Source organism: Streptomyces montanus (assembly GCF_005786655.1).
GTDB lineage: Bacteria > Actinomycetota > Actinomycetes > Streptomycetales > Streptomycetaceae > Streptomyces > Streptomyces sporangiiformans.
On the sequence record NZ_VBZC01000021.1, the window covers coordinates 109455 to 130575 of the forward strand.

The 21121-nt window shown below is 68.6% G+C and carries 25 protein-coding genes and 2 pseudogenes; 18 read left to right on the top strand and 9 right to left on the bottom strand.

Annotated features, from left to right (window positions below; all coding sequences use genetic code 11):
• Positions 1-11 precede the first annotated feature (11 nt).
• A complete protein-coding gene (locus tag FE633_RS20640; RefSeq protein WP_138046631.1) occupies positions 12-803 on the top strand; it encodes a class I SAM-dependent methyltransferase in 792 nt (263 codons plus the stop codon).
• A gap of 466 nt (positions 804-1269) precedes the next feature.
• Here the strand turns inward: FE633_RS20640 and FE633_RS20645 are convergent, their stop codons facing one another.
• Positions 1270-1923 carry a hypothetical protein gene (locus tag FE633_RS20645; protein WP_138046632.1) on the bottom strand — a complete coding sequence of 218 codons (654 nt, stop codon included), beginning with the start codon at positions 1921-1923 and terminating at the stop codon, positions 1270-1272.
• A gap of 339 nt (positions 1924-2262) precedes the next feature.
• Here FE633_RS20645 and FE633_RS20650 point away from each other — a divergent pair, with 339 nt between their 5' ends.
• From FE633_RS20650 to FE633_RS49500, 4 genes are all read left to right on the top strand, one after another.
• Positions 2263-2973: a helix-turn-helix domain-containing protein gene (locus FE633_RS20650; protein WP_246113737.1), complete on the top strand. Its 711-nt coding sequence runs from the start codon at positions 2263-2265 to the stop codon at positions 2971-2973.
• Positions 2974-3312: 339 nt separating this feature from the next.
• The gene (locus FE633_RS47815) at positions 3313-3504 is read left to right on the top strand and encodes a hypothetical protein (RefSeq protein WP_212747253.1); all 192 of its coding nucleotides are present in this window, start codon (positions 3313-3315) and stop codon (positions 3502-3504) included.
• Between the two features lie 114 nt (positions 3505-3618).
• Positions 3619-4356: an alpha/beta fold hydrolase gene (locus tag FE633_RS49495; RefSeq protein WP_212747254.1), complete on the top strand. Its 738-nt coding sequence runs from the start codon at positions 3619-3621 to the stop codon at positions 4354-4356.
• Positions 4357-4416: 60 nt separating this feature from the next.
• Positions 4417-5130 carry an alpha/beta hydrolase gene (locus FE633_RS49500; protein ID WP_212747255.1) on the top strand — a complete coding sequence of 238 codons (714 nt, stop codon included), beginning with the start codon at positions 4417-4419 and terminating at the stop codon, positions 5128-5130.
• A gap of 31 nt (positions 5131-5161) precedes the next feature.
• On the opposite strand, the gene FE633_RS20665 is transcribed toward FE633_RS49500, so the two are convergent.
• A complete protein-coding gene (locus FE633_RS20665; protein WP_138046634.1) occupies positions 5162-5710 on the bottom strand; it encodes an exonuclease/endonuclease/phosphatase family protein in 549 nt (182 codons plus the stop codon).
• A 152-nt stretch (positions 5711-5862) separates the two neighbouring features.
• Between FE633_RS20665 and FE633_RS20670 the strand changes: the two genes are divergently transcribed.
• Together FE633_RS20670 and FE633_RS20675 are read left to right on the top strand one after the other, a co-directional pair.
• Positions 5863-6354 carry a DUF2975 domain-containing protein gene (locus FE633_RS20670; RefSeq protein WP_138046635.1) on the top strand — a complete coding sequence of 164 codons (492 nt, stop codon included), beginning with the start codon at positions 5863-5865 and terminating at the stop codon, positions 6352-6354.
• The gene (locus FE633_RS20675) at positions 6354-6575 is read left to right on the top strand and encodes a helix-turn-helix domain-containing protein (protein WP_010981499.1); all 222 of its coding nucleotides are present in this window, start codon (positions 6354-6356) and stop codon (positions 6573-6575) included. Before FE633_RS20670 ends, FE633_RS20675 begins: the two co-directional genes overlap by 1 nt.
• 748 nt (positions 6576-7323) lie before the next feature.
• Here FE633_RS20675 and FE633_RS20680 read toward each other — a convergent pair.
• From FE633_RS20680 to FE633_RS20695, 4 genes are all read right to left on the bottom strand, one after another.
• The gene (locus FE633_RS20680) at positions 7324-7608 is read right to left on the bottom strand and encodes an endonuclease/exonuclease/phosphatase family protein (protein WP_138046636.1); all 285 of its coding nucleotides are present in this window, start codon (positions 7606-7608) and stop codon (positions 7324-7326) included.
• A 178-nt stretch (positions 7609-7786) separates the two neighbouring features.
• Positions 7787-8353: a TetR/AcrR family transcriptional regulator gene (locus FE633_RS20685; RefSeq protein ID WP_138046637.1), complete on the bottom strand. Its 567-nt coding sequence runs from the start codon at positions 8351-8353 to the stop codon at positions 7787-7789.
• 98 nt (positions 8354-8451) lie between these two features.
• Positions 8452-9840: an amidase gene (locus tag FE633_RS20690; RefSeq protein ID WP_138046638.1), complete on the bottom strand. Its 1389-nt coding sequence runs from the start codon at positions 9838-9840 to the stop codon at positions 8452-8454.
• Positions 9827-10036 carry a hypothetical protein gene (locus FE633_RS20695; protein WP_138046639.1) on the bottom strand — a complete coding sequence of 70 codons (210 nt, stop codon included), beginning with the start codon at positions 10034-10036 and terminating at the stop codon, positions 9827-9829. The genes FE633_RS20690 and FE633_RS20695 overlap by 14 nt, the downstream gene beginning before the upstream one ends.
• A gap of 133 nt (positions 10037-10169) precedes the next feature.
• Here FE633_RS20695 and FE633_RS20700 point away from each other — a divergent pair, with 133 nt between their 5' ends.
• The 5 genes from FE633_RS20700 (at position 10170) to FE633_RS20720 (ending at position 15647) form a co-directional block, all read left to right on the top strand.
• Positions 10170-11429 carry an MFS transporter gene (locus FE633_RS20700; protein ID WP_138046640.1) on the top strand — a complete coding sequence of 420 codons (1260 nt, stop codon included), beginning with the start codon at positions 10170-10172 and terminating at the stop codon, positions 11427-11429.
• A 32-nt stretch (positions 11430-11461) separates the two neighbouring features.
• Positions 11462-12388, top strand: a complete 927-nt coding sequence (locus tag FE633_RS20705; protein ID WP_138046641.1) for an MBL fold metallo-hydrolase — start codon at positions 11462-11464, stop codon at positions 12386-12388.
• A gap of 365 nt (positions 12389-12753) precedes the next feature.
• The gene (gene folE, locus FE633_RS20710) at positions 12754-13467 is read left to right on the top strand and encodes a GTP cyclohydrolase I (RefSeq protein WP_138046642.1); all 714 of its coding nucleotides are present in this window, start codon (positions 12754-12756) and stop codon (positions 13465-13467) included.
• Complete coding sequence (locus tag FE633_RS20715) at positions 13460-14374, top strand: RibD family protein (RefSeq protein WP_138046643.1); 915 nt, start codon at positions 13460-13462, stop codon at positions 14372-14374. Before folE ends, FE633_RS20715 begins: the two co-directional genes overlap by 8 nt.
• A 331-nt stretch (positions 14375-14705) precedes the next feature.
• Positions 14706-15647: a DUF5996 family protein gene (locus FE633_RS20720; protein ID WP_138046644.1), complete on the top strand. Its 942-nt coding sequence runs from the start codon at positions 14706-14708 to the stop codon at positions 15645-15647.
• Positions 15648-15743: 96 nt separating this feature from the next.
• Here the strand turns inward: FE633_RS20720 and FE633_RS20725 are convergent, their stop codons facing one another.
• Positions 15744-16112: a UBP-type zinc finger domain-containing protein gene (locus FE633_RS20725; RefSeq protein WP_138046645.1), complete on the bottom strand. Its 369-nt coding sequence runs from the start codon at positions 16110-16112 to the stop codon at positions 15744-15746.
• Between the two features lie 276 nt (positions 16113-16388).
• On the opposite strand from FE633_RS20725, the pseudogene FE633_RS20730 reads away from it, so the two are divergent.
• The 3 genes and pseudogenes from FE633_RS20730 to FE633_RS20740 form a co-directional block, all read left to right on the top strand.
• A pseudogene (locus tag FE633_RS20730) lies at positions 16389-16596 on the top strand (ISNCY family transposase); the annotation flags it as partial.
• Positions 16597-16694: 98 nt separating this feature from the next.
• Positions 16695-17033 carry a hypothetical protein gene (locus FE633_RS20735; RefSeq protein ID WP_171060045.1) on the top strand — a complete coding sequence of 113 codons (339 nt, stop codon included), beginning with the start codon at positions 16695-16697 and terminating at the stop codon, positions 17031-17033.
• Positions 17034-17040: 7 nt separating this feature from the next.
• Positions 17041-17811, top strand: coding sequence for a transposase (locus tag FE633_RS20740; protein WP_138046647.1), 771 nt, complete (start codon positions 17041-17043; stop codon positions 17809-17811).
• A 53-nt stretch (positions 17812-17864) separates the two neighbouring features.
• Here FE633_RS20740 and sigJ read toward each other — a convergent pair whose 3' ends face one another.
• Positions 17865-18782, bottom strand: coding sequence for an RNA polymerase sigma factor SigJ (gene sigJ / locus FE633_RS20745; protein ID WP_138046648.1), 918 nt, complete (start codon positions 18780-18782; stop codon positions 17865-17867).
• Positions 18783-18884: 102 nt separating this feature from the next.
• Here sigJ and FE633_RS20750 point away from each other — a divergent pair, with 102 nt between their 5' ends.
• From FE633_RS20750 to FE633_RS20760, 3 genes and pseudogenes are all read left to right on the top strand, one after another.
• A complete protein-coding gene (locus FE633_RS20750) occupies positions 18885-19259 on the top strand; it encodes a hypothetical protein (protein ID WP_138046649.1) in 375 nt (124 codons plus the stop codon).
• A 213-nt stretch (positions 19260-19472) separates the two neighbouring features.
• Positions 19473-19928 carry a hypothetical protein gene (locus FE633_RS20755; RefSeq protein ID WP_171060046.1) on the top strand — a complete coding sequence of 152 codons (456 nt, stop codon included), beginning with the start codon at positions 19473-19475 and terminating at the stop codon, positions 19926-19928.
• Between the two features lie 63 nt (positions 19929-19991).
• Positions 19992-20441, top strand: a pseudogene (locus tag FE633_RS20760) (IS5/IS1182 family transposase); the annotation flags it as partial.
• A gap of 205 nt (positions 20442-20646) precedes the next feature.
• On the opposite strand, the gene aroQ reads toward FE633_RS20760, so the two are convergent.
• Positions 20647-21114 (bottom strand): type II 3-dehydroquinate dehydratase, encoded by a 468-nt coding sequence (gene aroQ, locus FE633_RS20765; RefSeq protein WP_138046676.1) that lies wholly within the window; start codon positions 21112-21114, stop codon positions 20647-20649.
• Positions 21115-21121: the final 7 nt, after the last annotated feature.

Genomic DNA, 21121 nt, shown 5'->3' on the forward strand with positions numbered 1-21121 from the left:
GGGAGTTAAACGTGCAGGACATTGTTGTCGACCCTGTTGCCCACAATCGGGCAGCCTGGGACAAGTGTGTCCAAGAGGGCAACGAGTGGTCGAGGCCGGTGAGTGCTGAGGATGTCGAACGCGCCCGCATGGGCGACTGGTCGATTGTTCTCATCGGGCGTGAGCCAGTCGACCGCTCCTGGCTGCCGACGGACCTGACCGGCAAGGACGTGTTGTGCCTGGCCTCCGGCGGTGGCCAGCAGGGTCCGATCCTCGCCGCCGCAGGGGCGCGGGTCACCGTATTCGACAACTCACCCCGCCAGCTCGGCCAGGACCGGATGGTGGCGGCGCGCGACGGACTCGAGCTGCGCACCGTCCTAGGCGACATGCGCGACCTCAGCGCCTTCGGCGACGCAACATTCGACGTCGTATTCCATCCGGTCTCTAACGTATTCGTACCAGACTTGGCACCGGTGTGGCGTGAGTGCTTCCGCGTCCTGCGACCGGGCGGAACTCTGCTCGTGGGCTTCCTCAACCCTGATGTGTACTTGTTCGACCACGAGGCGCTCGACGAGCGCGGCGAGCTGATCGTCGTGCACAAGCTGCCCTACAGCGATGTCACGCAGTACTCCGCCGAGGAACGCGCCACGAAGTTCGGCGCGGATGCCCCTCTTGAATACAGCCACACCCTCACCGACCAGATCGGCGGGCAACTCGCCGCGGGGTTCGTCCTCACCGGCTTCGCGGAAGCGCCGCACCAATCCAACGCATCCGCTCAATACATGTCGAACTATTTTGCAACGCTGGCGGTCAAGCCGGGCTGACCCAGCCGTGGGGCCGGCCGAGCCGGCCGTGTCTCCGAATGGCCGAACGGGAGCGCAGCGTTGGCCTGTCGGTCGCCCAAGTGTCCAGATGCGCCCGTGCGACCATGCCCGTCGTTGTATCAAACGCATCAAGCAGCCAATGCAATTCATCCTGTTTCGGATCTTCAGCCGGCGGGTGCGGCCGGGTATGTACGCGATGCCGAGCCCTTTGGCGACCATTCCTTCCACGCCCTGCTTGTTTGAGCGGTCGGTGTGTCCCGCGCTGGTCATGTCTCGTATGGCGAGGTTCCGCTGACGGGCTGTGTCGGTCTGAGGCGGCGAGGAATGTCGCTTTGCGAGGGGACGGGGCGTTCACTCCGGAGGGTGCTTCGAGGCTGGGTACGGAGCAGTCCAGCGGCAATTGTCCCGCTGGCGTCTCCGGCCGACGATCCTTGAGTCTCCCAACGGCCGGGGAAAAAGGGCGCGTTCATCCTGCTCCGCCGTCGAGCAGCCAGCTGTACCGCAGCCGCAATGCCCGCTCGGTGCTCGCTGCCACCGTGGCGAAGCCGACCGCGATGTTGCCCCACTTCGGCAGATCGATGGGCGAGGTGAAGGTCCCGGTGTGCTGAGCGATGCCCTCGGACTTGGTGAGCTGTTCGGCGATTTGCGGGATGAGGATGGCCAGGGCGGCGACGAGCACGCACAGAGAGAGGAGACCGATCATGCGGCTCAGTGCGGGGTGCTCGCGTTCGAGGCGCGCGCGGCGTCCCTCGGCGGAGTGGGGGTCTGGGACGAGCTGGTACTCGGGACCTTTGGCGGTGACGTAGTGGCAGCGCTTGACGCCGAAAGCGCTCATCCTCACCTCGACGGTGCCGCCCGGGACGGGGAAGGCGGCGGGGAGTTTGGACATGGCGTGCTGCCTGCCGTCGCGGTACAGGTGGGCCTTGAGGTTGTCGGACGAGTGGTTCTGCCAGTGCCTGACGTCGACCGCGTAGACCGTGTGCCTGCCGTCGTCGCTCGTCAGCCGAAGATAGAACAGCGCACGGAAAGGCAACTGCCACCAGCGGAAACGCTTCAGCGCTCGCCCGTCTCCGGGCTTGACCCGCTGCACGGCCCGACGCCGCCGCCACTCTTTGATCATACTTTCGCTCCGGTTGCTTGCTCGGCCCGGCCGCGCAGGTGAGACCTGTGACGGGCGCTGTCCGGTGGTGAGCAACGCTTTCGTGTCTCGCGGCTGTGGTCTCCACCCATCGCACTCCGTGCCCCAAGGGCATGGTCAACACCGTCTCGCTGGGGTGAAGGGACCGGCGCGGTCGAGGGTTGACCATGCCCCAGGGGCATGGTCTTGAATGGATCGCCTGCCGGAGACACTCTCGCCGACCGGCAGGACACCGACGGCGACGGCGACGGCGACGGCGACGGCGACGAGGAACGGAGCACTCCAGGAAAGGGCCTGCCGGTGGCGTGGAGCACAAGTCAGTTGGCCGAACTCGCCGGCACGACACTGAAAACCGTCCGGCATTATCACAAGACCGGCTTGCTGGACGAGCCGGAACGAGCGGCCAACGGCTACAAGCAGTACGGCGTCAAGCACCTGGTCCGCCTGCTGCGCATCCGCAGGCTGGTCGACCTCGGCTTGCCGCTGTCGGACATCCCCTCGGTCGAGGCCGCCGACGAGAGGGGGGAGCAGATCCTGCGTGCCCTGGACGCAGAACTCGCGGCGAGCATCGAACGCCAGCAGCGGGTGCGACGGGAACTGGCGGCGATCCTGGACAATCGGGCCTCGATCGACCTGCCGACGGGCTTCAAGACACTCGTCGACGACCTGCCGAAGGCGCAGCGATCCCTCCTGCTGGCGTACTCCAGCATTCTCACTCCCTCGGCGATGTCCGCGATCCAGGAGCAGCTCTCAGCGCCTCGCAGCGACGTCGCAGCGCAGTTCGAGGCCCTCCCCGCGGACGCGCCCGAGGACGTGCGGCGGCAGCTCGGGCAACGCCTCGCGCCCGAAGTCCGCAAACAGCAGAAGGACCACCCGTTCCTGCGTGACCTGCAAGCCTCCTCCCGCCGGGGAGGGGCGATCACCCAGTCGGTGGTCGTGCAGGCATTGGCCGAGTTCTACAACGAGGCCCAGCTCGACGTCCTGCGACGCGTTCACGCATTGCTTTCGGAGGACGACGCTGCCGGGGCGTGACGACGCGACGCGGGCAAGGGCCGTGAGCCCTGGCCCGTGCGCGTTCCTCCCCCGGGGAGGCAAGCCAACCGACTCCAACTGCCCAGCCCGCAAACCGGCTTCGTCCATCCCCTCCATGCCCGGAACAACAAAGCCGACCGGTTCAGGCAACGATTTCTGACTGGAGTACTCGTAGAACACCGTTAGGTCTGTCTGGATCTCGGGGGCCCGCTGAGTAGGGCTTGTGTCGGTCTCGCCGGGGGCCAGGTCGCGCCGCGCTCGCAGACGGAGAGCTCCGGCCCCGCAGGGGTGCGCCACGGCGCTGCGGAGGCGTACGCCGACGGCATCTTGACCCGGGGTGTGCTGCTCGACCTGGCCCCGGGCGACCGGCTGCCCGACGGTCGTGCCGTTACGGCCGATGATGTGGACGTCGCGTCGCGCGTGCGGGCATCCGCGGGCGCGAAGTCGACGGAGGCTGTGCTGCCCGTGGTGTCCCCCGCTGATGCGCAGGTTCGCGTCCGGCTGCTGGAGAAAGTCGGCGTGACCGGCTGACCTCATGTGAGAACGCCTGCTCGTTCGTGAACGCGAGCGTCAGGCGCGAGACATTCGAAGACCAGGAGATCCATGCGAACACCTCGACGACTGCGGGCGGCTGTCGCCGCCGTCGTGACCCTGACGTTGCTCGCCGCCTGCAGGCCGGGAGAAGAGGCCGAGGACGGCGCCGCTCGTGCGCTCGACCGGTTCTACAACCAGGAGATGACGTTCGACGTCTGCGAGCCGCCACCATCGCCTGGTGCAGCGAAACCGAAGAAACCTTGGCCCAAGGTCGAGTACGAGTGCGCTCGCCTGGAAGTTCCGCTGAACTACGAAGAGCCTGACGGTGAGATGGCTCAGATCGCCGTGCTCCGCGTCGCTGCGCGGGGAGAGAAGCCTGTCGGTTCGCTGGTGCTCAATCCGGGCGGGCCCGGCTTCCCGGGGACGAGCTTCGCGCCGCAGGCGGCACAAGCCTGGGCGTCGAGCCCGATCACGGAGTCGTTCGATCTCGTCGGCTTCGATCCGCGCGGTGTCGGGGACTCGACGCCGACGCTCGACTGCTACACCGACGCCGAACGCGAAAATGACGCGATGATCGCCTCGTTCGACTCCGGCACGGACGATTGGACCGGGCAAGAGACAAAGCAGCTGTACAAGCAGTGTGCCGAGCGCTCCGGCGGGGAGGACACGCTTGCGCACGTCGGCACTCGGGATGTCGCACGAGACATGGATGTCTTGCGCGAGGTGCTCGGAGACGACGGGCTCACGTTCGCCGGCACGAGCTACGGCACCCGGCTGGGTGCGGTCTATGCCGAGATGTTCCCGGCGAAGGTGCGCGCGCTCGTGCTCGACGGCGCGATGGACCCCTAGAAGGGCAGCCACGAACGACGCGTACAGCAGGCCAAGGGCCTGCAGCGGTCGTTCGAGCAGATGGCGGCCTTCTGCTCGGCCGAGCCGGACTGCCCGCTCGGCGCGGATCCGAAGCGGGCCACCGAGGTCTTCCAGAAACTTGCCCAGCCGCTGATCGACAAGCCGATCCCGGCCGGCAAGGGGCGCGAACTGACCTGGGTGAAAGCGGTCGGCGGTGTCACCTCCGGGCTGTACTCCAAGGTGATGTGGCCGACGATCATCGCAGGGATCGCCGGCCTGCGAGACGGTCGCGGAGACACGTTGCTCGCCCTCCGAGACATCATTCACGAGCGGACGGCAGACGGAACGTACTCGAACTCGGTCGAGGCCACACTCGCGATCAACTGCCTCGACGAGGAACGGCACAGCCCGGACGAGGAGACGGCGATGAAACGCGCCTTCGTCGAGGCCGCACCGTACACCGACACAGGCCGGCCCGTCACCGACGTGCGAGACGGCTGCGAGCAATGGCCCGTCCAGCCCACGCTCGGCTATCCGTACGCGACCGACATCGAGGGTCTGCCGGACACGCTGACGGTCTCCACCACCGGCGACGGAGTGACGCCTCACGAGGGCGGCATCAGCCTCGCCAAGACTCTCGGCGGCAGCCTGCTGACCGTCGAGGGAAGCCAGCACGGCGCGGTCCTCGCCCGCAACTCCTGCATCAACGATGCCGTCGCCAACTACCTCATCCGCCTGAAAACACCCGGTGACAAGGCACGCTGCCAACTCTGAGTCGCCCGGCGCCTCGGCCGAACGGCATCACTCATCGATTTCGGCTCGCTGCACGCGCTGCCCTGGGGTCAGTGTGTGAGGTTCGCGAATTCGATCCACTGCGGGTAGGGGTCGGACATGCGCCAGGACAACTCGGTTCAGACTCTGCCTGGCCCTCGGTGAACCAGGCGATCTGGTCGTAGAAGTGCTCCGCACCGGGGTCATCGAAAGTGGTCCTCGGCAGCACGGCCAGCTGCGGTGCGGGGACGAGGCCGGTGGCGGTGAACGCCGCGAACAGCGGGTCACCGGCACAGTCAATGTTGAAGTCGCCCAGCGCGATGAGGTTATGGTCCCAGCCGAATTCCCGCTCCGCCCAGCCGGCGAGCCACTTCGCGGTGGCCCGCAGCTCCGGCACTCGGTCCGCAGGTTCCTCGCCGTACAGGACATGCAGAGTGACCAGGGTGAACGTATGGCCCTGGGAAGGGAAACTGACCGCGTACGGGGTCCGCGCGAACCGGCGGTTCAGGTCAGCCGTCACGTCAGGGCTTCGGCGTAGTCGGGTGGCGTCCGATTTGCGCTCAAGCGAGGCCGACTTCGACAAGATCAAGACGGTTCGCGCGAACGCCATGCCGTGGGAGGGGGGCGGCGGCGTCCCGCCACGGTGCGAAACCGCCGCCCACCCTCCGTCCCGACCCTTGCTTCACCTATCGAAGTTCGATAGATTCCCATCGTAATTCGATGGAAGGGTGGGCCATGGGAAAGCTGGCAGTGCGGGCGCTGTGCGCCGTGCTCGTGGTGGTGCTCGCCGGCACCGTGTTCGTGCAGGCATTGATGGTGTGGACATTGGTCAGCGGGAGCGACCCGGAGGACGGGTCGCTCCCGCTGACCCCGCTGCGCGTCATCACGATCCTGGGCATGATGTCGGCCCAGGTAGCGCTGGTCTGCGTATGGCGGCTGGTGACGATGGTGCGACGCGGAACCGTGTTCTCCCACGCCGCCTTCCGGTACGTGGACGCCGTGATCGGCGCGATCGTGGCGGCTGCCCTCTTGTGGTTCGCGGTCACGGTCATCAACGCGCCGGGCCAGCGGGACGACCCGGGCGTCACCGTCATCATGGGCGGGGTTGGCGTGGCCATCCTGGGGGTCGCGCTCATCGTGCTCGTGTTGCGGATGCTGCTCGCCCAGGCCGTCGCGCGCGATGTCGAAGCGGCGCAGATGCAGGCCGAGTTGGACGAGGTGATCTGATGCCGATCGCCGTCGACATCGACGTGATGCTGGCCAGGCGGAAGATGTCCGTCGGCGAGCTCGCGGACCGCGTAGGGATCACGCCGGCCAACCTGGCGGTACTCAAGAACGGCCGCGCCAAGGCGGTGCGCTTCGCGACGCTCGCGGCGCTCTGCGAGGTGCTCAAGTGCCAGCCGGGCGACCTGCTGCGCTGGGAGGCCGAGGACGCCGCGGGCGGATGACGTGCCCCAGGGCGGGCGTGAAAACGCCTGGCACCACCGGCCGTGACACGGCACGTGGACCGCATGGACGTGGATCGCCGATCATCGCAGCACCGTCCCGACCCGGTTGGGTAGATTCCGGTTGACCTGCACCGCACCGTCCTGGTCGACAATCGCGACCTGCGAACGTGACCTCCCCACCGCAATCCCCCGTCCTTCCATCGGAAGGGCGGGGGTTCATCTTTGGGCGGCCAGCCAGGGCTCCGCCGTAGTCGCTTGACGCCCGATTCGTGACAATCTGACAGTTCGACGGGTTCTGGGAACGTGACAGGCACGGGCTTCCAAGATCATGGAGTTCTCGACGCCCCGTGATCCGAGTGGAAGACCGTGCCTAGCGATGCATCATCGCCGACGCCCCGCCGTCCGTCCTGGAGCGCCTTGGCGTACGGCCCGATCCGCTGTCCCCGAAGCGGTGCCTGCCGCCGGAGGCGACGGTGCGGCGGACTCTGGGCCGCATCGACGACGACGTTGGACCGGGCAGTGGGGTGCTGGCTGGCCGACCGGCGCGCTGGGGCCGACGGTCAGCTGCACACAGTGGCGGTCGACGGCAAGATCGCCGGCCTCCGGCACAACGCCCGCGACGCCAGCCGACCGCTCGCCCTCCTCGGGCTCACATGATCACGAAACGGACGTCACGCGACTACGCCGAAGCCCTGGTCGTCACGTCGGTGAGGATGAACGCCCAGTCCTCCCCCAGGACTTTCCGCAGCTAGCGCAGGGCCCGCAGATTGCCGCGTACCTCCTGCAGCGCGACGACGTCGAACCGGCGGATCACCGCAGCGATCAAGTGCAGGTCGGTGAAGTTCCGCTTGAGTGAAGCGCCCTCCGGTGTGCTCCAGGCTTTGGTCAGGTCGGAGAACACCCGCAGGTTCCAGGTCGCGATCAGCAGGTTGGAGCCGTCCGACTTCGCCGGCACCGTCTCGTCGAGGGTCTCCTCCCGCCGGGCCCGCGCGCGTGGCGACCGTCTGGGGCAGGGCCAGGATGTCGGCTTCACGCGGCATCCGATCCTCCTCAACACCCGGGGCGAGACGCCCGTAGCGAGCCAAGGACGGCGTTCCGGGCGGAACCGTCCGGCCCCTGGCGGTGGTGTTGAGGCCACGGCTGCGAGGGGCACAACAGTCCGGCTCGGGGGCGGAAGAGCCCGCTCGCGGAGGCGTTCGGTCGGCGGTCGGTCAGCGGTCGGTCGACCCGACGAGCCCTGCCACCAGCTGACGCGCGTACGCGGTGTCGAGCCCGTCCGGGCGGAAGAGGATGCGGTACATCATGGGGGCAACGACGCGGTCGAGGACCGTCTCGACGTCGGGTATGTCCTCCGCGCGGCCGGCCGCGCGGTCGAGAATGACGTCGATCTGCTCGGCCGCGTAGTCCGAGCACTGGCCGGCGTTACTGCCGTCCGGGTCGCCGAGCAGGGCATCGCGGATGTAGGCGCGGCCCGAGGTGGCAGCCATCTCCTCGAGGAACTGCTCGGCCCAGGCCTCGAGATCGGACCTCAGGCTTCCCTTGTCCTCCGGCGCCGTCTCGGGCCGCAGGCGCTCAACCGCCACGTCCGACAGCAGTTCCTGCAGGTCGCCCCAACGGCGGTAGATCGTGGACGGGGTGACTCCGGCGCGGGCGGCCACCAGGGGAACCGTGAGCGCTTCGCGGCCCACCTCCGACTCGAGTTCGCGAACGGCGGCGTGTACCGACGCCTGCACCCTGGCGCTGCGCCCACCGGGGCGCACCATTGTCCTTCGGCTCATGGAACCACCTTAAAGCAAATATATTGCTTCAAGTGCTCACCCCCGATCCCGTCCGGCCCTGTCCGGCCCTGTCCGGCCGGGGCCACTTGGTCGGTTCGTCACACCGCCGCCAGCCGACGCGCGGGCTGGGTCTGCTCGTAGGCGTGGCCGACCCGCAGCAGCACCGGCTCCCCGAGGGGGCGGCCGAGCAGCTGCATGCCGATCGGCAGACCCGCCGTGTCGTGGCCGACGGGCACTGACAGTGAGGGCACGCCGGTGATGTTGGCGGGGGCAGAGAGGCGTACGTAGGCGTCGGAGACACCCTCGGCGGTGCCGTCCGGCCAGGTAAGAATGTCCTGGTCGGCCTTCACCGCGGTCGCCGGGACCGTCGGGGCGGCGATCACGTCGACCTCCTTCAGCAGGCGCGCCCAGGCCTGCCGCATGAGAGTTCGGGAGCGCTGGGCGCGCAGGTAGTCCCCGGCCGGCATCAGCTCGCCGGCTTCGAGAAGGATGCGCACGTCCGTCTGGTACAGCTCGGGGACCGTACGCAGGGAGCGCTCGTGGTAGGCGGTGGCCTCCGGCACCATCAGGCCCCACTGGGTGGCCTGGATGTAGCGGGTCAACGGAATCTCGACCTCGACGAGGCGGACCCCTAGGCCTTCGAGGTGGCCGATGGCGCGCCGGACCGCGGCCTCGACCTCCGGGTCGACGTGGTCGAAGTAGTAGTTGCGCGGCACGCCGACGCGCAGCCCCGTCAGATCCGTACCCGCGGCCGGCCGGTAGTCCGTGACGGAGTTGGCCACGGAGGCGGGGTCGCGGGGGTCGTGGTCGACCAGGACGGTCAGGACCAGGGCCGCGTCCTCGACGGTGCGGGTGATCGGGCCAACGTGGTCCAGCGACCAGGACAGGGACGTGACGCCGTGGCGAGGCACGAGGCCGTAGGTCGGCTTGAGGCCGACGACCCCGTTGAGCGCGGAGGGCACCCGGATCGAACCGCCGGTGTCGGTGCCCAGCGCGAACGTCGCGGCACCCCCGGCGACGGCAACGGCGGATCCGCCGCTGGAGCCGCCGGCGACCCGGTTGCGGTCCCAGGCGTTGTTGGTCTGCGGGGTGGTCAGACCGTAGGCGAACTCATGGGTGTGTGTCTTGCCGACCAGGACCGCGCCGGCTGCGGTCAGACGGGCGGCGACCGTGCTGTCGGCCTCCGCTCGGTGGCCCGCGCGGACCCGGGAGCTGGCCGTGGTGGCCGCGCCGGCGATGTCGATCAGGTCCTTCAGTCCCATGGGGATGCCGTGCAGCGGGCCGTGCAAGCGGCCGGCCGCGACGTCGTGCTCGGCCTCGCGGGCCGCCCGGCGGGCCTCCTCCGCGGTGACGGTGACGTAGGCCCCCAGATGCGGCTCGACCTTCTCGACGCGGTCGAGGACGGAGTCGACCAGCTCGACAGGGGACATCTTCCGGGCCCGGATCGCGTCGGCGGCTGCGGCGAGGGTCAGTTCATACGGCTGCATCGTTCTTCTCCTCTCCCGCGTGGTAGGCGGCGGCAGGCGGGGTGTCCCCGAAGTCCAGCTCCCGCAGGACCGCGACGACGGCGTGGATGTGGTTGGCGGTGGCGGCCACCGCGGCATGCCGGTCGGCCGACAGCGGGAGCCCGGCACGGTCGGCCCAGAGGGCCGCCTCCGGTGGCGTGAGTTCAGCGGCGGACATGAACGTTCTCTCCTGATCGAGATGAAGCTACGGAGCAAGCCCTCTGCACCAAAAGCTAACGGTTTGCTTTAACTCACACTAGGGGCCTACGGTGCCTTAAAGCAAACCGATTGCGTTTAGTGAGAGGAGTCCCATGTCCGGCGTCACCTCAGACGCAACCGCGCGATGCCCCTACTACGCCGCCCGCACCTGCACGGCGAACCGCGCGGCTTCCTTCACCCTCGACACATCGATCCTGGTCGCGCTCCTGGCCGCCTCCAGCGCGCCGACGCCGCTGTACCCCGTCTACCAGGACCAGTGGGGCCTGACCGCCCTGACCATCACGGTGGTCTTCAGCGCCTACTCCCTGACGCTGCTGGTGGCCCTGCTCACCGTCGGAGCGCTCTCCGACCACCTGGGACGGCGCCCCGTCCTGGTGAGCGCCTTGGTCCTGGAGGCAGCCTCCATGCTGCTCCTGGCCTCGGCGGACGGCGCCGGGCCGCTCATCGCCGCCCGAATCCTGCAAGGGGCTGCCACGGGCGCGGCCACCAGCGCCGCGGGCGCCGCCCTCCTCGACCTCGAGGACCCCCGGCGTCCCGGCCGGTCCGCCCTGGCCAACAGCATCGCCCCGGTCGCCGGCATGGCCGCCGGCGTACTGGCCTCCACCCTCCTCGTCCGTTTCGCCCCCGCCCCCACGGTCACCGTGTACGTACTGCTGACGGCACTGTTCGCCGCCCAGGCGATCGCGGTCACCTTCACCCCGGAGACGGCCCACCCGCACGCCGGCGCGCTGCGCTCCCTGCGGCCGCAGCTCGCCGTGCCGCCCTCGGCCCGCCGCGCCCTGCTGGCGGCCGGCGCCGGGGTCGTCGCCATCTGGGCACTGGGCGGCTTCTACTCCTCCCTCGGGCCGGCGCTCGTGCACCTCGTGGCCCCCCACGCCCCGCACCCGGTCGGCGGCATGGTCTTCTTCACCGTCAGTGCCGCGGCCGCGCTCACCGTGTGGACGTTGCGGCGGACGGCGCCGCTCGCCGCCACCGGCGGGGCCCTGGCCGTCATCCCCTCCGCGGCCCTGAGCCTGCTCGGTCTGCACGGCGCCGGTCTGCCCGCCGTCTACGGCGGCGCGGCCCTGGCCGGCATCGCCTTCGGCGCCGTCTCCCAAGGCGCGCTGCGCGTGATGCTCGCCTCGCTCGACGAACGCGACCGCGCCGCGACCCTGGCCGCTTACTACGTGCTCAGCTACCTGTCCATGAGCCTGCCCGCCATCGCCGCGGGCGCCGCCACCCAGAACTTCGGACTGCGGACCGCCTCCCACGCCTACGCCGTGGCCGCCGCCCTCCTCGCTGTCGCGGCGGTGGCAGCACTCACCGCGTCACGACGCAAGGCACTTCACACCACAGACGACCACCTCCACTGAAAACCGCTGAAGAACAAAGGAAACGACGGACCATGAACGCTTCACCGGCCAACGAGACCACCGTCATCCCCTCCTGGACCGTCGGCGAGGTCACCGTCCACCGCGTCGACGAGGTCCTCCTGCCGCCCGCGACCGGACCCTGGCTGCTGCCGGACGCCACCACGGACGTGGTCATGCAACAGGACTGGCTGCGCCCCGACTTCGCCGACCACGAGGGCATCCTGCACATCGACAGCCACAGCTTCGCGTTCGTCGTGGGCGGGCTGCGCGTCCTGGTCGACACCGGCATCGGCAACGGCAAGGAGCGGGCCAACCCCGCCTGGCACAACCTGCAGACCGACTTCCTGGAGCGCCTCGCCGCCGCCGGCTTCTCCCCGGGCTCCGTCGACCTGGTGATCCTCACCCACCTGCATGCCGACCACGTCGGCTGGAACACGCGGGAAGTGAACGGCGAGTGGGTCCCCACCTTCCCTAACGCCCGCTACGTCACCTCCCGCATCGAGCGGGAGTTCTGGGCCACGTACGACATGGAGGAGGCGCGCAAGCAGATGTTCCGCGACTCCGTGATCCCGGTCGAGGAGGCGGGGGTGCTCGACCTCGTCGACGTCCCGGCCCAAGGGGTCGAGGTCGCCCCGGGCCTGCGCCTGCTGCCCACGCCCGGCCACACCCCCGGCCACATCGCCGTCGAGCTGACCAGCCAGGATGAGACGGCGCTGATCACCGGCGACTGCATCCATCACCCGGTCCAGCTCGCCCACCCCGCCATCGGCGCGTGCGTCGACATCGACCCGGAGCAGTCCGAGGCCTCGCGCCGCAAGCTGCTCGGCTCCCTCGCCGGCACGGACACCCTGGTGCTAGGCACTCACTTCGCGCCGCCCACCGCCGGTCGCGTGATCACCCACGAGAACGCCTACCGGCTCGCGACCGTCCCCGCCGCCCCGCAGACCGTCTCGCACTGACGCCAGGCGCTGTGCCGAGGTGTTCGGAGGTCTGCTGGACGGTGTAGCCATGTGGGTCTCGGGCGGGCGGAGGCCGCGGGCCCGGTGGTGGTCGATGACCAGGTTGCGTACGACTGAACATCCAGGGGCGCATGGAGTCGGCGTCGGTGATCTCGGCGTTGAAGTGTTTCCAGGCCAGGGCGGTGGCCTCCTGCAGGAGGTCTTCGGCCTTGTGCCAGTCGCCCCGCAGGGGCCGAGGCCCTGAGCGGCGACTCAGTGTTGTCGCCGCAGGACACGTCGTGAACTCGCTCGGCACTCCCGCACATACAGGGCGATAATAGGAGAAACCGACTCCACGGGATGTTCGTCGCGTCTTGAGGCCGCATATGAACGAGCAATTCACGCAGACGCATGGTCCCCCGCCCGTCGTGGGGATGGTGGGCGAACGGCTCGTACCCCTCACGGACGAGGTGGAGTGGGCGGCCGTGTCTCCGCGGCAGATCACCCCCGAGGAGTGGCAGCGGTTCGAGGGTTACGTGAGGGAGATCTTCGGGGCACTGGGCCTGGCCGTCGGGTCAGAGGCCACGGTGGACACTCCCCGCCGCTTCCTGCGTGCGCTCTTCGACGCGACCAGCGGATACGAAGGCGACGAGAAGTTGGTCACCGCCTTCGAGACCGAATGCCATGGCGGGTCGGACTGCCGGATCAGCCAGATCGTCGAAGGGCCGATCCCGTTCTTCGCCCTCTGTGAGCACCACGGCCTGCCGTTCTTCGGGAAGGCGTACGTCGGCTACATCGCGCATGAGCACATCGTCGGGCTGTCCAAGCTGACGAGGCTGGTGCGGCTGTTCGCCCGCCGGTTCTCGATGCAGGAACGCATCGGACGCCAGCTCGCCGAATCATTGCAGCAGATCCTTCTGCCCCACGGCGTCGCGGTCCACTTGGAAGCGGTGCATCTGTGCACGCAGATGCGCGGCGTACGGGAGATCGAGTCCAGCACGCGTACCACCCACTGGCGGGGCACCTACGACGAGGATCCGCAACTTCGTGCTGAATTCTTCACGCTGTGCGGCGGGCGGGGCCTGGCCGGCCATGGCTGAGCACAGCGCCGGGCACCCCGTCGGCGGAACACAGACAGGCTTGCTGGAGCCGCTGGAGTTGTTGTACGAGGAGACCGGGCAGCCCCGTTTCGGTCTGCCTCCGGCGCTCGCCACGGCCTACGGCGGCGATCTGGGGTTCATCCTGCCGTGCGTGTACGCGAACTTCGTCAGCTCCATCGACGGAGTGGTAGCACTCGGTCCCGAATACCCCTCCTCCGGCTCGGCGATCAGCGGGCGTGAACCGGCGGACCGCTTCGTCATGGGACTGCTGCGCGCATGCGCCGACGCCGTACTCATCGGGGCCGGCACGCTCCGGGCCACACCCCGCCATCTCTGGACACCCGACCACGTCTGCCCACAAGCCGCCCCCGACTTCGCCGCGCTACGACGCAGCCTGCGCCGCACCGCCCAACCGGAACTGGTCGTCGTCACCGCGAGCGGCGACCTACCCACCCAGCACCCAGCGCTGGAGTCGGGCGCGCTCGTGACCACCACCCTGGACGGCGCCCGCAAACTGGAGGGACGCCTCCCAGCGGCATGCACGGTACTCATCGCAGGCGAAGGACCCACCCTCCGCATGGCCGATGTACTCGCGGGTCTCCATGCCCACGGGCACACCGCGGTGCTCACCGAGGGCGGGCCGCACCTCATCGGTAACCTGCTCGGTGAGGGCCTGCTGGACGAGCTGTTCGTCACGACATCCCCAGTACTCGCCGGCCGTACCGACACCGCCCGCCCAGGGCTGATCGAGGGGCTCGAACTCCTGCCGAACCGGCCAGAGTGGACGGACCTGATCAGCATCCGGCGACGGGATTCATATCTGTTTCTCCGCTACCGGCTTCGGGCCCCAGGCAGCGGCAGCACTGGCCAATTGCCGCAGACCGAGGTGGCGACACTGAACGCCTAACCAAAGGAGCTTGGTCACCTACTGGCGAAGGCCTTCAACTGCGGTCTGGGGGCGTACCTCCACTGCGTCGGCAGGCTTCGGCGGCCCGCGGCTTCGGCGGTGCGCGGCTTCGGCGGTGCGTTCCCACTCCGCGAACTCGATCGGGCCCGCTCACCCTCGGCCAGGTCCTCGCGCCGGGAGTCCTGGCGGTCGTTGAAGCGGGCTTTACGGCGACGTGCCGTGAACGGTGGTCCGTACCTGGCGGCGTGCCGTACGCGGCGAGGTCAGCCACCATGGAGGGGTCCGCCGGCATCCGCGCTCAGCCGGAGCCTCCGAGCAGGAAGGAAAGCTCATGGAGCTCTTCCCGCCGATTCCGCTCGCCGAATGGCGGGACTGCAAGGAGACGCTGCACCGGTTCGCGCAGGTCGTCGGCAAGATCCGGCTCGCCGCCAGCGTTCGGCGCAACCACTGGTGGAATGTGCCCTTCCACCTCACCGGACGTGGCATCACCACGCGTCCGATGGGGCGGGCCGAGGATAATCCGTTCACCATCGACTTCGACTTCGTCGGCCACCAGCTGGTGGCTACTTCGCTGGACGGTACAGAGGTGTCCTTTCCTCTCTCCGGCCGGTCCGTGGCGTCCTTCCACCGCGCGACCCTGGACGCTCTGGCTGTGCTGGGTGTCCGGGTGGACATCCCAGTCCCCCACCCGTTCGACTTGCCGGACGCAGCCCGGCCGTTCTCCGAGGACACCGAACACGCGGCCTACGATCCCGTGCAGGTCAACCGCTATTGGCGAGTCCTCAGCCAGGTGGCTCTGGTGCTGGAGGAGTTCGCGGCGGGCTTCTCGGGAAAGGGCAGCCCTGTGCACCACTTCTGGCACACCTTTGACATTGCCTACAGCAGGTTCTCCGGACAGCACGTTGAACAGCCGGCGGAGGCCGACCCGGTCACCCGCGAGGCGTACTCCCATGAGGTGATCAGCTTCGGTTTCTGGTTCGGGGACGACACGTTCCCCGAGCCGGCCTTCTACTCCTACACCGCTCCGGAACCCCCGGGGCTGGCAGAGGAACCGCTCGTGCCAGGGTCCGCCCGGTGGGTGGCGCGCAGCGGCAGTCATCTGGCCGTGCTCCGCTACGACGATGCCCGCGCCGAAGCAGACCCCTGCGCCGCCGTGCTCGCCTTCTACGACAGCGCCTACCGGGCCGGAGCGGGGCGCGCCGACTGGGACGTGGCCGGGCTGGCCTGCCCTGGAGGGATAACGGACCAGCACCTGGCGGCTCCTCCCGCCTGATCCCGACTTGGCGCGGGCTCGCCCGGCTTTTGACCCGGCCACAACTCGCGACTTGAACTGATCCGGTCCGGCCGTTCCCGTTCGCCTACAGGGCTTTCAGTGCAGGCGCCGCTGCCAGTCCACAGGCACCTTGCCCTTGGGGCCAGGCACCGGCTGCGATTCCGGGCGGGAGGTGGGCGGCAGCAGTTGCGGCCCCTCGCAGAACGTCTCGGTCTCGACATTCCAAAACCAGCTCTCTCCGGGTTCGAAGCTGGTCAAGACGGGGTGCCCGGCGTCACGCGCGTGCTTGGTGCCGTGCTGGGAGGGTGAGGAATCGCAGCATCCGATATGCCCGCAGGCGGCGCAGCGCCGCAGGTGCAACCACCATCCGGGCCCTTCGCCCGCCAAGCACTCCACACACCCCTCCCCACTCGGCCACACGGTGGGATCGATTCTGGGGATGGGCTCGGACGTGCCATCAGACATGAACCCAGGATACATATTGTGTATGTTTGCGTATTTTGGTCAGGAGGGTGGACCGAGTGCCACACGGCCGCCGGAGCGGACGCGCGAGGTGTGGACTGTGCAACTCCCCCGCACGGAATGCTCCTGCGGAATCAGCCGCCGCAGCAGCTGATCCGCCGACCACCAGTGCGACCATGCCGCCACCTACGCCGCAACGGCGCCCGAACTGCGCTCTCCTCAGGAGCGCTCGAACGTAATGCGCAAGGTCACAGCGGGGGTGATCTACCAGTGCTCGTGTTCGTAGTCGACCACCAAGTCCCCCGCGGGAACCCGCCCGACGCACCACACCTTGTGCCCTCGGTCGAGCCAGTGACCGCGCTCACTGGCCGGCCACCGGATGCGGAACTGAAGACTCGGCATCGAAGCCCGCATCAGCCACCTCAACCACAGCTTCGGCTTCCGCCGCACCCGGCTGCGCCGCCTGGCAGGCGCACAGACAGTAGCTAAGAGCTGTCCCGCAAATGGTTTCGGCGGGGCGGCGGCACCAGGTGCTGAGCGGATACTCGCGAGACTCCGACGTGGCAGCTGTGGCAGCCTGCCGACATGCCAGAGCTGCGCGTTCATGCAGGCCGCCACTACGCCATCCAGTTCCACTACGCCTTGCCGGACGACGCCTGGTGTGTGGAACTGAGCGAGGCGGTCCCGGCGCCGGCCGCGTGGGCTGAGATTCCCAACGCAGAGACCCACCTGCCTGGAGCTGCCTTCGTGGTGGCGGTAATACCCGACGAGGACCCGAGCCTGGAGCCGACCGTCCACATCCACAGCCACGACGAGCACGTCATCCCCTACGAGATCATGCGCTGGTTCATGGAGCAGATAGCCGAGCAGGTTGAACGCTGCCGCCTCGCGTTCGAGCAGGGAGCACCTGAAGCAGTGGAATGATCACGCAGTGACTGGTGTGATCACGGCGTCGGAGCCTTCCTGGATAGCCCCGTTCAGCGGACTGAGTCCGCGTCAGTTCGGCAAGCTGATCACCGCGTTACGACGCGACGGCGCAGACCCCGTTCGCAAGGGACGGCCATGGAGCCTGCCACTGGAGGACCGAGTCCTGCTGGTCGCCGCGTACTGGCGGACGAACCTGACATTGCGGCAGCTCGCCCCGCTCTTCGGCATCTCGAAGTCGGCAGCGGATCGCATCATCGACCACCTCGGGCCCTCGCTGGCTCTGCAACAGCGCAAGCGGTTCCGCAAGGACACGGTGCTGATCGTGGACGGCACCCTGGTCCCCACCCGCGACCATCAGGTCGCCGAGCAGTCGAAGAACTATCGGTACTCGACCAATCACCAGGTCGTCATCGACGCCGACACCCGGCTGGTCGTCGCCGTCGGCCGGCCGCTGCCCGGCAACCGCAACGACTGCAAGGCATGGGAGCTCTCCGGAGCGAAGGCCGCCGTCGGCCGCACAACGGTGATCGCCGACGGCGGCTACCGCGGCACCGGCCTGGTCATCCCGCACCGCCGCGAACGCGGCCAGACCGAACTGCCGGCCTGGAAAGAGGAACACAACGCCTCCCACCGCAAGGTCCGCGCACGCGTCGAGCACACCTTCGCCCGCATGAAGACCTGGAAGATCCTCCGCGACTGCCGCCTCAAAGGCGACGGCGTCCACCACGCCATGCTCGGCATCGCCCGCCTGCACAACCTCACCCTCACCGGGTGACGGAGAAGCAAGCATGTCATCCGACATGTCAAAGATCATTTACGGGACAGCGCTTAGCCCTCCCGCGCCCACGGCCGCAGCTTCTCCGGGTTGCGGACCACCCAGATCCGGGTGACGCGCCCGTCGGAGACGTCGAACGAGGCTACGGTCATGACGACGCCGGCACGCTGGGCCACCAGGCCCGGCACACCGTTGACCGACCGCTCCAGGAGTTCGAGCCCCGGAGCCTTATCGGCAATGGCGACCATGTACTGGGCGATGCGCGCGCCGCCCTCGACCGGGCGCAGGACGGTGCCGACCATGCCGCCGCCGTCGGCGGTCATCACGGCGGCCGGGTTGAGGAGACCGACGAGGGCCGCGATGTCCTTGGTCTCCCATGCCTCTTTGACGTGCCTCACCACGTCCGCCTGGCCGCTCGCCGTCACCGGAGCGCGCGCGACGCTCACCCGCCGCCGGGCGGAGGCCGCCAGCTGCTTGCAGGCCGCAGGGGTCCGGCCGAGAACGTCGGCGATCTCGGCGAACGGGTACCGGAAGACGTCGTGCAGGACGAACGCCACCCGCTCGGCGGGCGTCATCGACTCCAGGACGACGAGGAAGGCCATGGCCACCGACTCGTCCAGGACGATCTGGTCGACGGGGTCTGCAGGGCCGGTGGGATCGGCGCCGCCCGCGTGGTCCCACTCGGTGCGGTCGGGCAGCGGCTCGGGCAGCCACGCGCCGACATAGCGTTCACGGCGGGCCCGCGCCGAGCCGAGCAGGTCCAGGCAGATGCGGCCGGTCACCGTCGTCAGCCAGGCGCCGGGAGACAGGATCTCCTCCTGTCTGCTTCGTGGCAGCCCGTACCAGCGTGCGTAGGCGTCCTGTACGGCGTCCTCGGCCTCGGTCACCGAACCGAGCAACCGGTAAGCGACATTGATCAGTTGGCGTCGCTCGCCGGCTATCTCATCTGTGCTGGTCCCGACAGTCCCCATGCTTCCGGCCGCCCCCTCGCCTTACCTTTCGCAGGCCCGCGTCGTCGGGCTGGTGAGACCTTATCGATCTACTGCCCGAGGGCGGAAAAAGGGGACTGTGACATGGCCACTCAGGTGACGGCGACGGCGAACGCACAGCGCAGCTCCTCGTTCCTGCAGATCGCGATCGCCCTGCAGACCCTGACCATCTTCCTTCAGGCAGTCTCCGCCGGACTGCTGCTGACCTCGTCCTACGGAGAAACGCTGCACAGTGTCGGAGCCCGTGTGATGTACGGGGCGTCGATGCTGTACGTGCTCGCGGCGGTGCTGGCGTGGAAGCCGGGCGGCGGCTCGCCCCGGCCTGTCTGGCACGCCTCAGGTTTCCTCGTACTCGCCTCGGTCCAGGTCGTGCTCGGCATCGCGCACGTCCCGTCGGTCCATCTCCCCCTGGGTGTCTTGATGTTCGGTCTGAGTGTGCTGGCACTGGCCCGGCGCTGAGGTCCGCTACGGGGCCGCCGCCCGCGCGGCACGGGCCGATGTCGACCAGTGAGTTGCGTGCATCGTGAAGTGTCAGGTCACGGTCCTGGTGTGATTTCGTGCCTGGGTGCTGGTGCTGGTCGCGCGCGGCAGTCTGCCGGGTAGATCGTCGGGCAGGGAGGTCTTCGTGGGTTCTGGCCCGTTCCAGCCCGCGATGCTCCTACGCTCCCGGTCATGGTGGACCCCGAGGTACTGGAACGGATCGCCGCGCGCCGCGCGGAACTGGACGGGCTGGAAGAACAGCTGGTCAAGCAGCTGGACCAGGTGCGGGCCGAGCGGGACGAACTCGCGGTCGCCGAGCGGGTTCTGGCGCGGATGAGCGAGCAGATCGCTGGGGAGCGGGCTGCCGTCGCACCGGCGTCGGCGGAGGTTGGCGGGCGTGCGGTGCTGCTGGTCCCGCACCGTGACGACAGCGTTGACGAGGCCGCGCTTCCCGGCGACTACCGCCGGATCCTGGCGATCGTGCGGGCCGCCGACGGTCCGGTGCAGGTGCGGGCGGTGGGCGAAGAGCTGGGCCTTCAGGTGGAGGTGCGCGGGAAGCTGGAGCCGTTGCGGGCGAAGCTGGTCAAGCTCGCGGACCGCGGCTGGCTGCACAAACGTGGCGACGGGAAGTTCACCGCGCGCCTGTAGCCATGCCGACCCTGCACGCCGCAGTGCGTAACTGAAGGGCCCTCGGCGGCAGTTGCGTTTGGTGTGAAGAAAAACAACGGTCTCGCCGACGGCCTCGACGGTCTTGTCTACACCGCCCGCCTGCCGCTGTCGAGCGCCACCTTGAACTGGCTCGCCGACCTCATCCGCGGCCACCTGAAGAAGATCGGGTCGCGGTGGCGGGCCCTGCCCGCGGGGAAGATCGTCGGCATCGTGCTGGCCGTGCTGCGCTGTGACCAGCGGCCCGGCGACCTGGCCGGCGGGAACGGGGTACACCGCACCACGGTGTCACGGTGGGTGCGGGAAGTCGTCGGCCTGCTGGCCGCCCGCGCCCCGCGCCTGGACCGCGCGCTGAAGAAGATCGCCCGATCGGGTGGCGGGATGGTACTGCTGGACGGCTCTTTGATCCGCACCCGCCGCCGCACCGGGACCGAGAACCGGAAGACCTACTCCGGCAAGCACAAGTGCCACGGCCTGCTCGTGATCGCGCTCACTTCGCGCGATGTAGTAGGCGAGCCACTGGCGCCCGAGGGGCGACGGCGAAGCCTCAAGCGTGTCGAAAGCGCTCAGACAACTCTCGCGAGCCTCACATATCAGACCGGACTCCGAGAGCGCCAGCGCGAGTGGCGCTCGTGCGCTCCAGGCTTGCCAGTCAGTCGACCGGCGCGTATGACCTTTCCGGTATGTACAGGGGCGTGAGTCAGCCGAGGAGAAGATGCGCGACGTGCAGCGCGGCCAGGATGTATCCGTGTGTGCCGGCGCCGACGATCACGGCGTCGGCGACCGCCGAGATGTAGGAGTGGTGCCTGAATTCCTCGCGCTTATGGACGTTGGTGATGTGGAGTTCGATGGTCGGCAGAGCGGCGGCGGCGATCGCGTCCCGGAGTGCGACGGAGGTGTGTGTGAATGCGGCGGGGTTGATGACGATCGCGCCGCATTCGGTGCGCGCGGCATGAATCGCGTCGACCAGCACGCCTTCGTGGTTGCTCTGAACGAAGCGTGCGGTCAGGCCGTGTGCGGACAGAGTCTTGGCCACCGTCTCCTCGACCTCGCGCAGCGTGGTGGAACCGTACTTGTCGGGCTCGCGCACGCCGAGCAGATTGAGGTTGGGGCCGTTGAGGAAGAGGATGGTCCGCCCGGGGGCGTTCTCGGCGGTGGCGTCGAACATGTGCAGC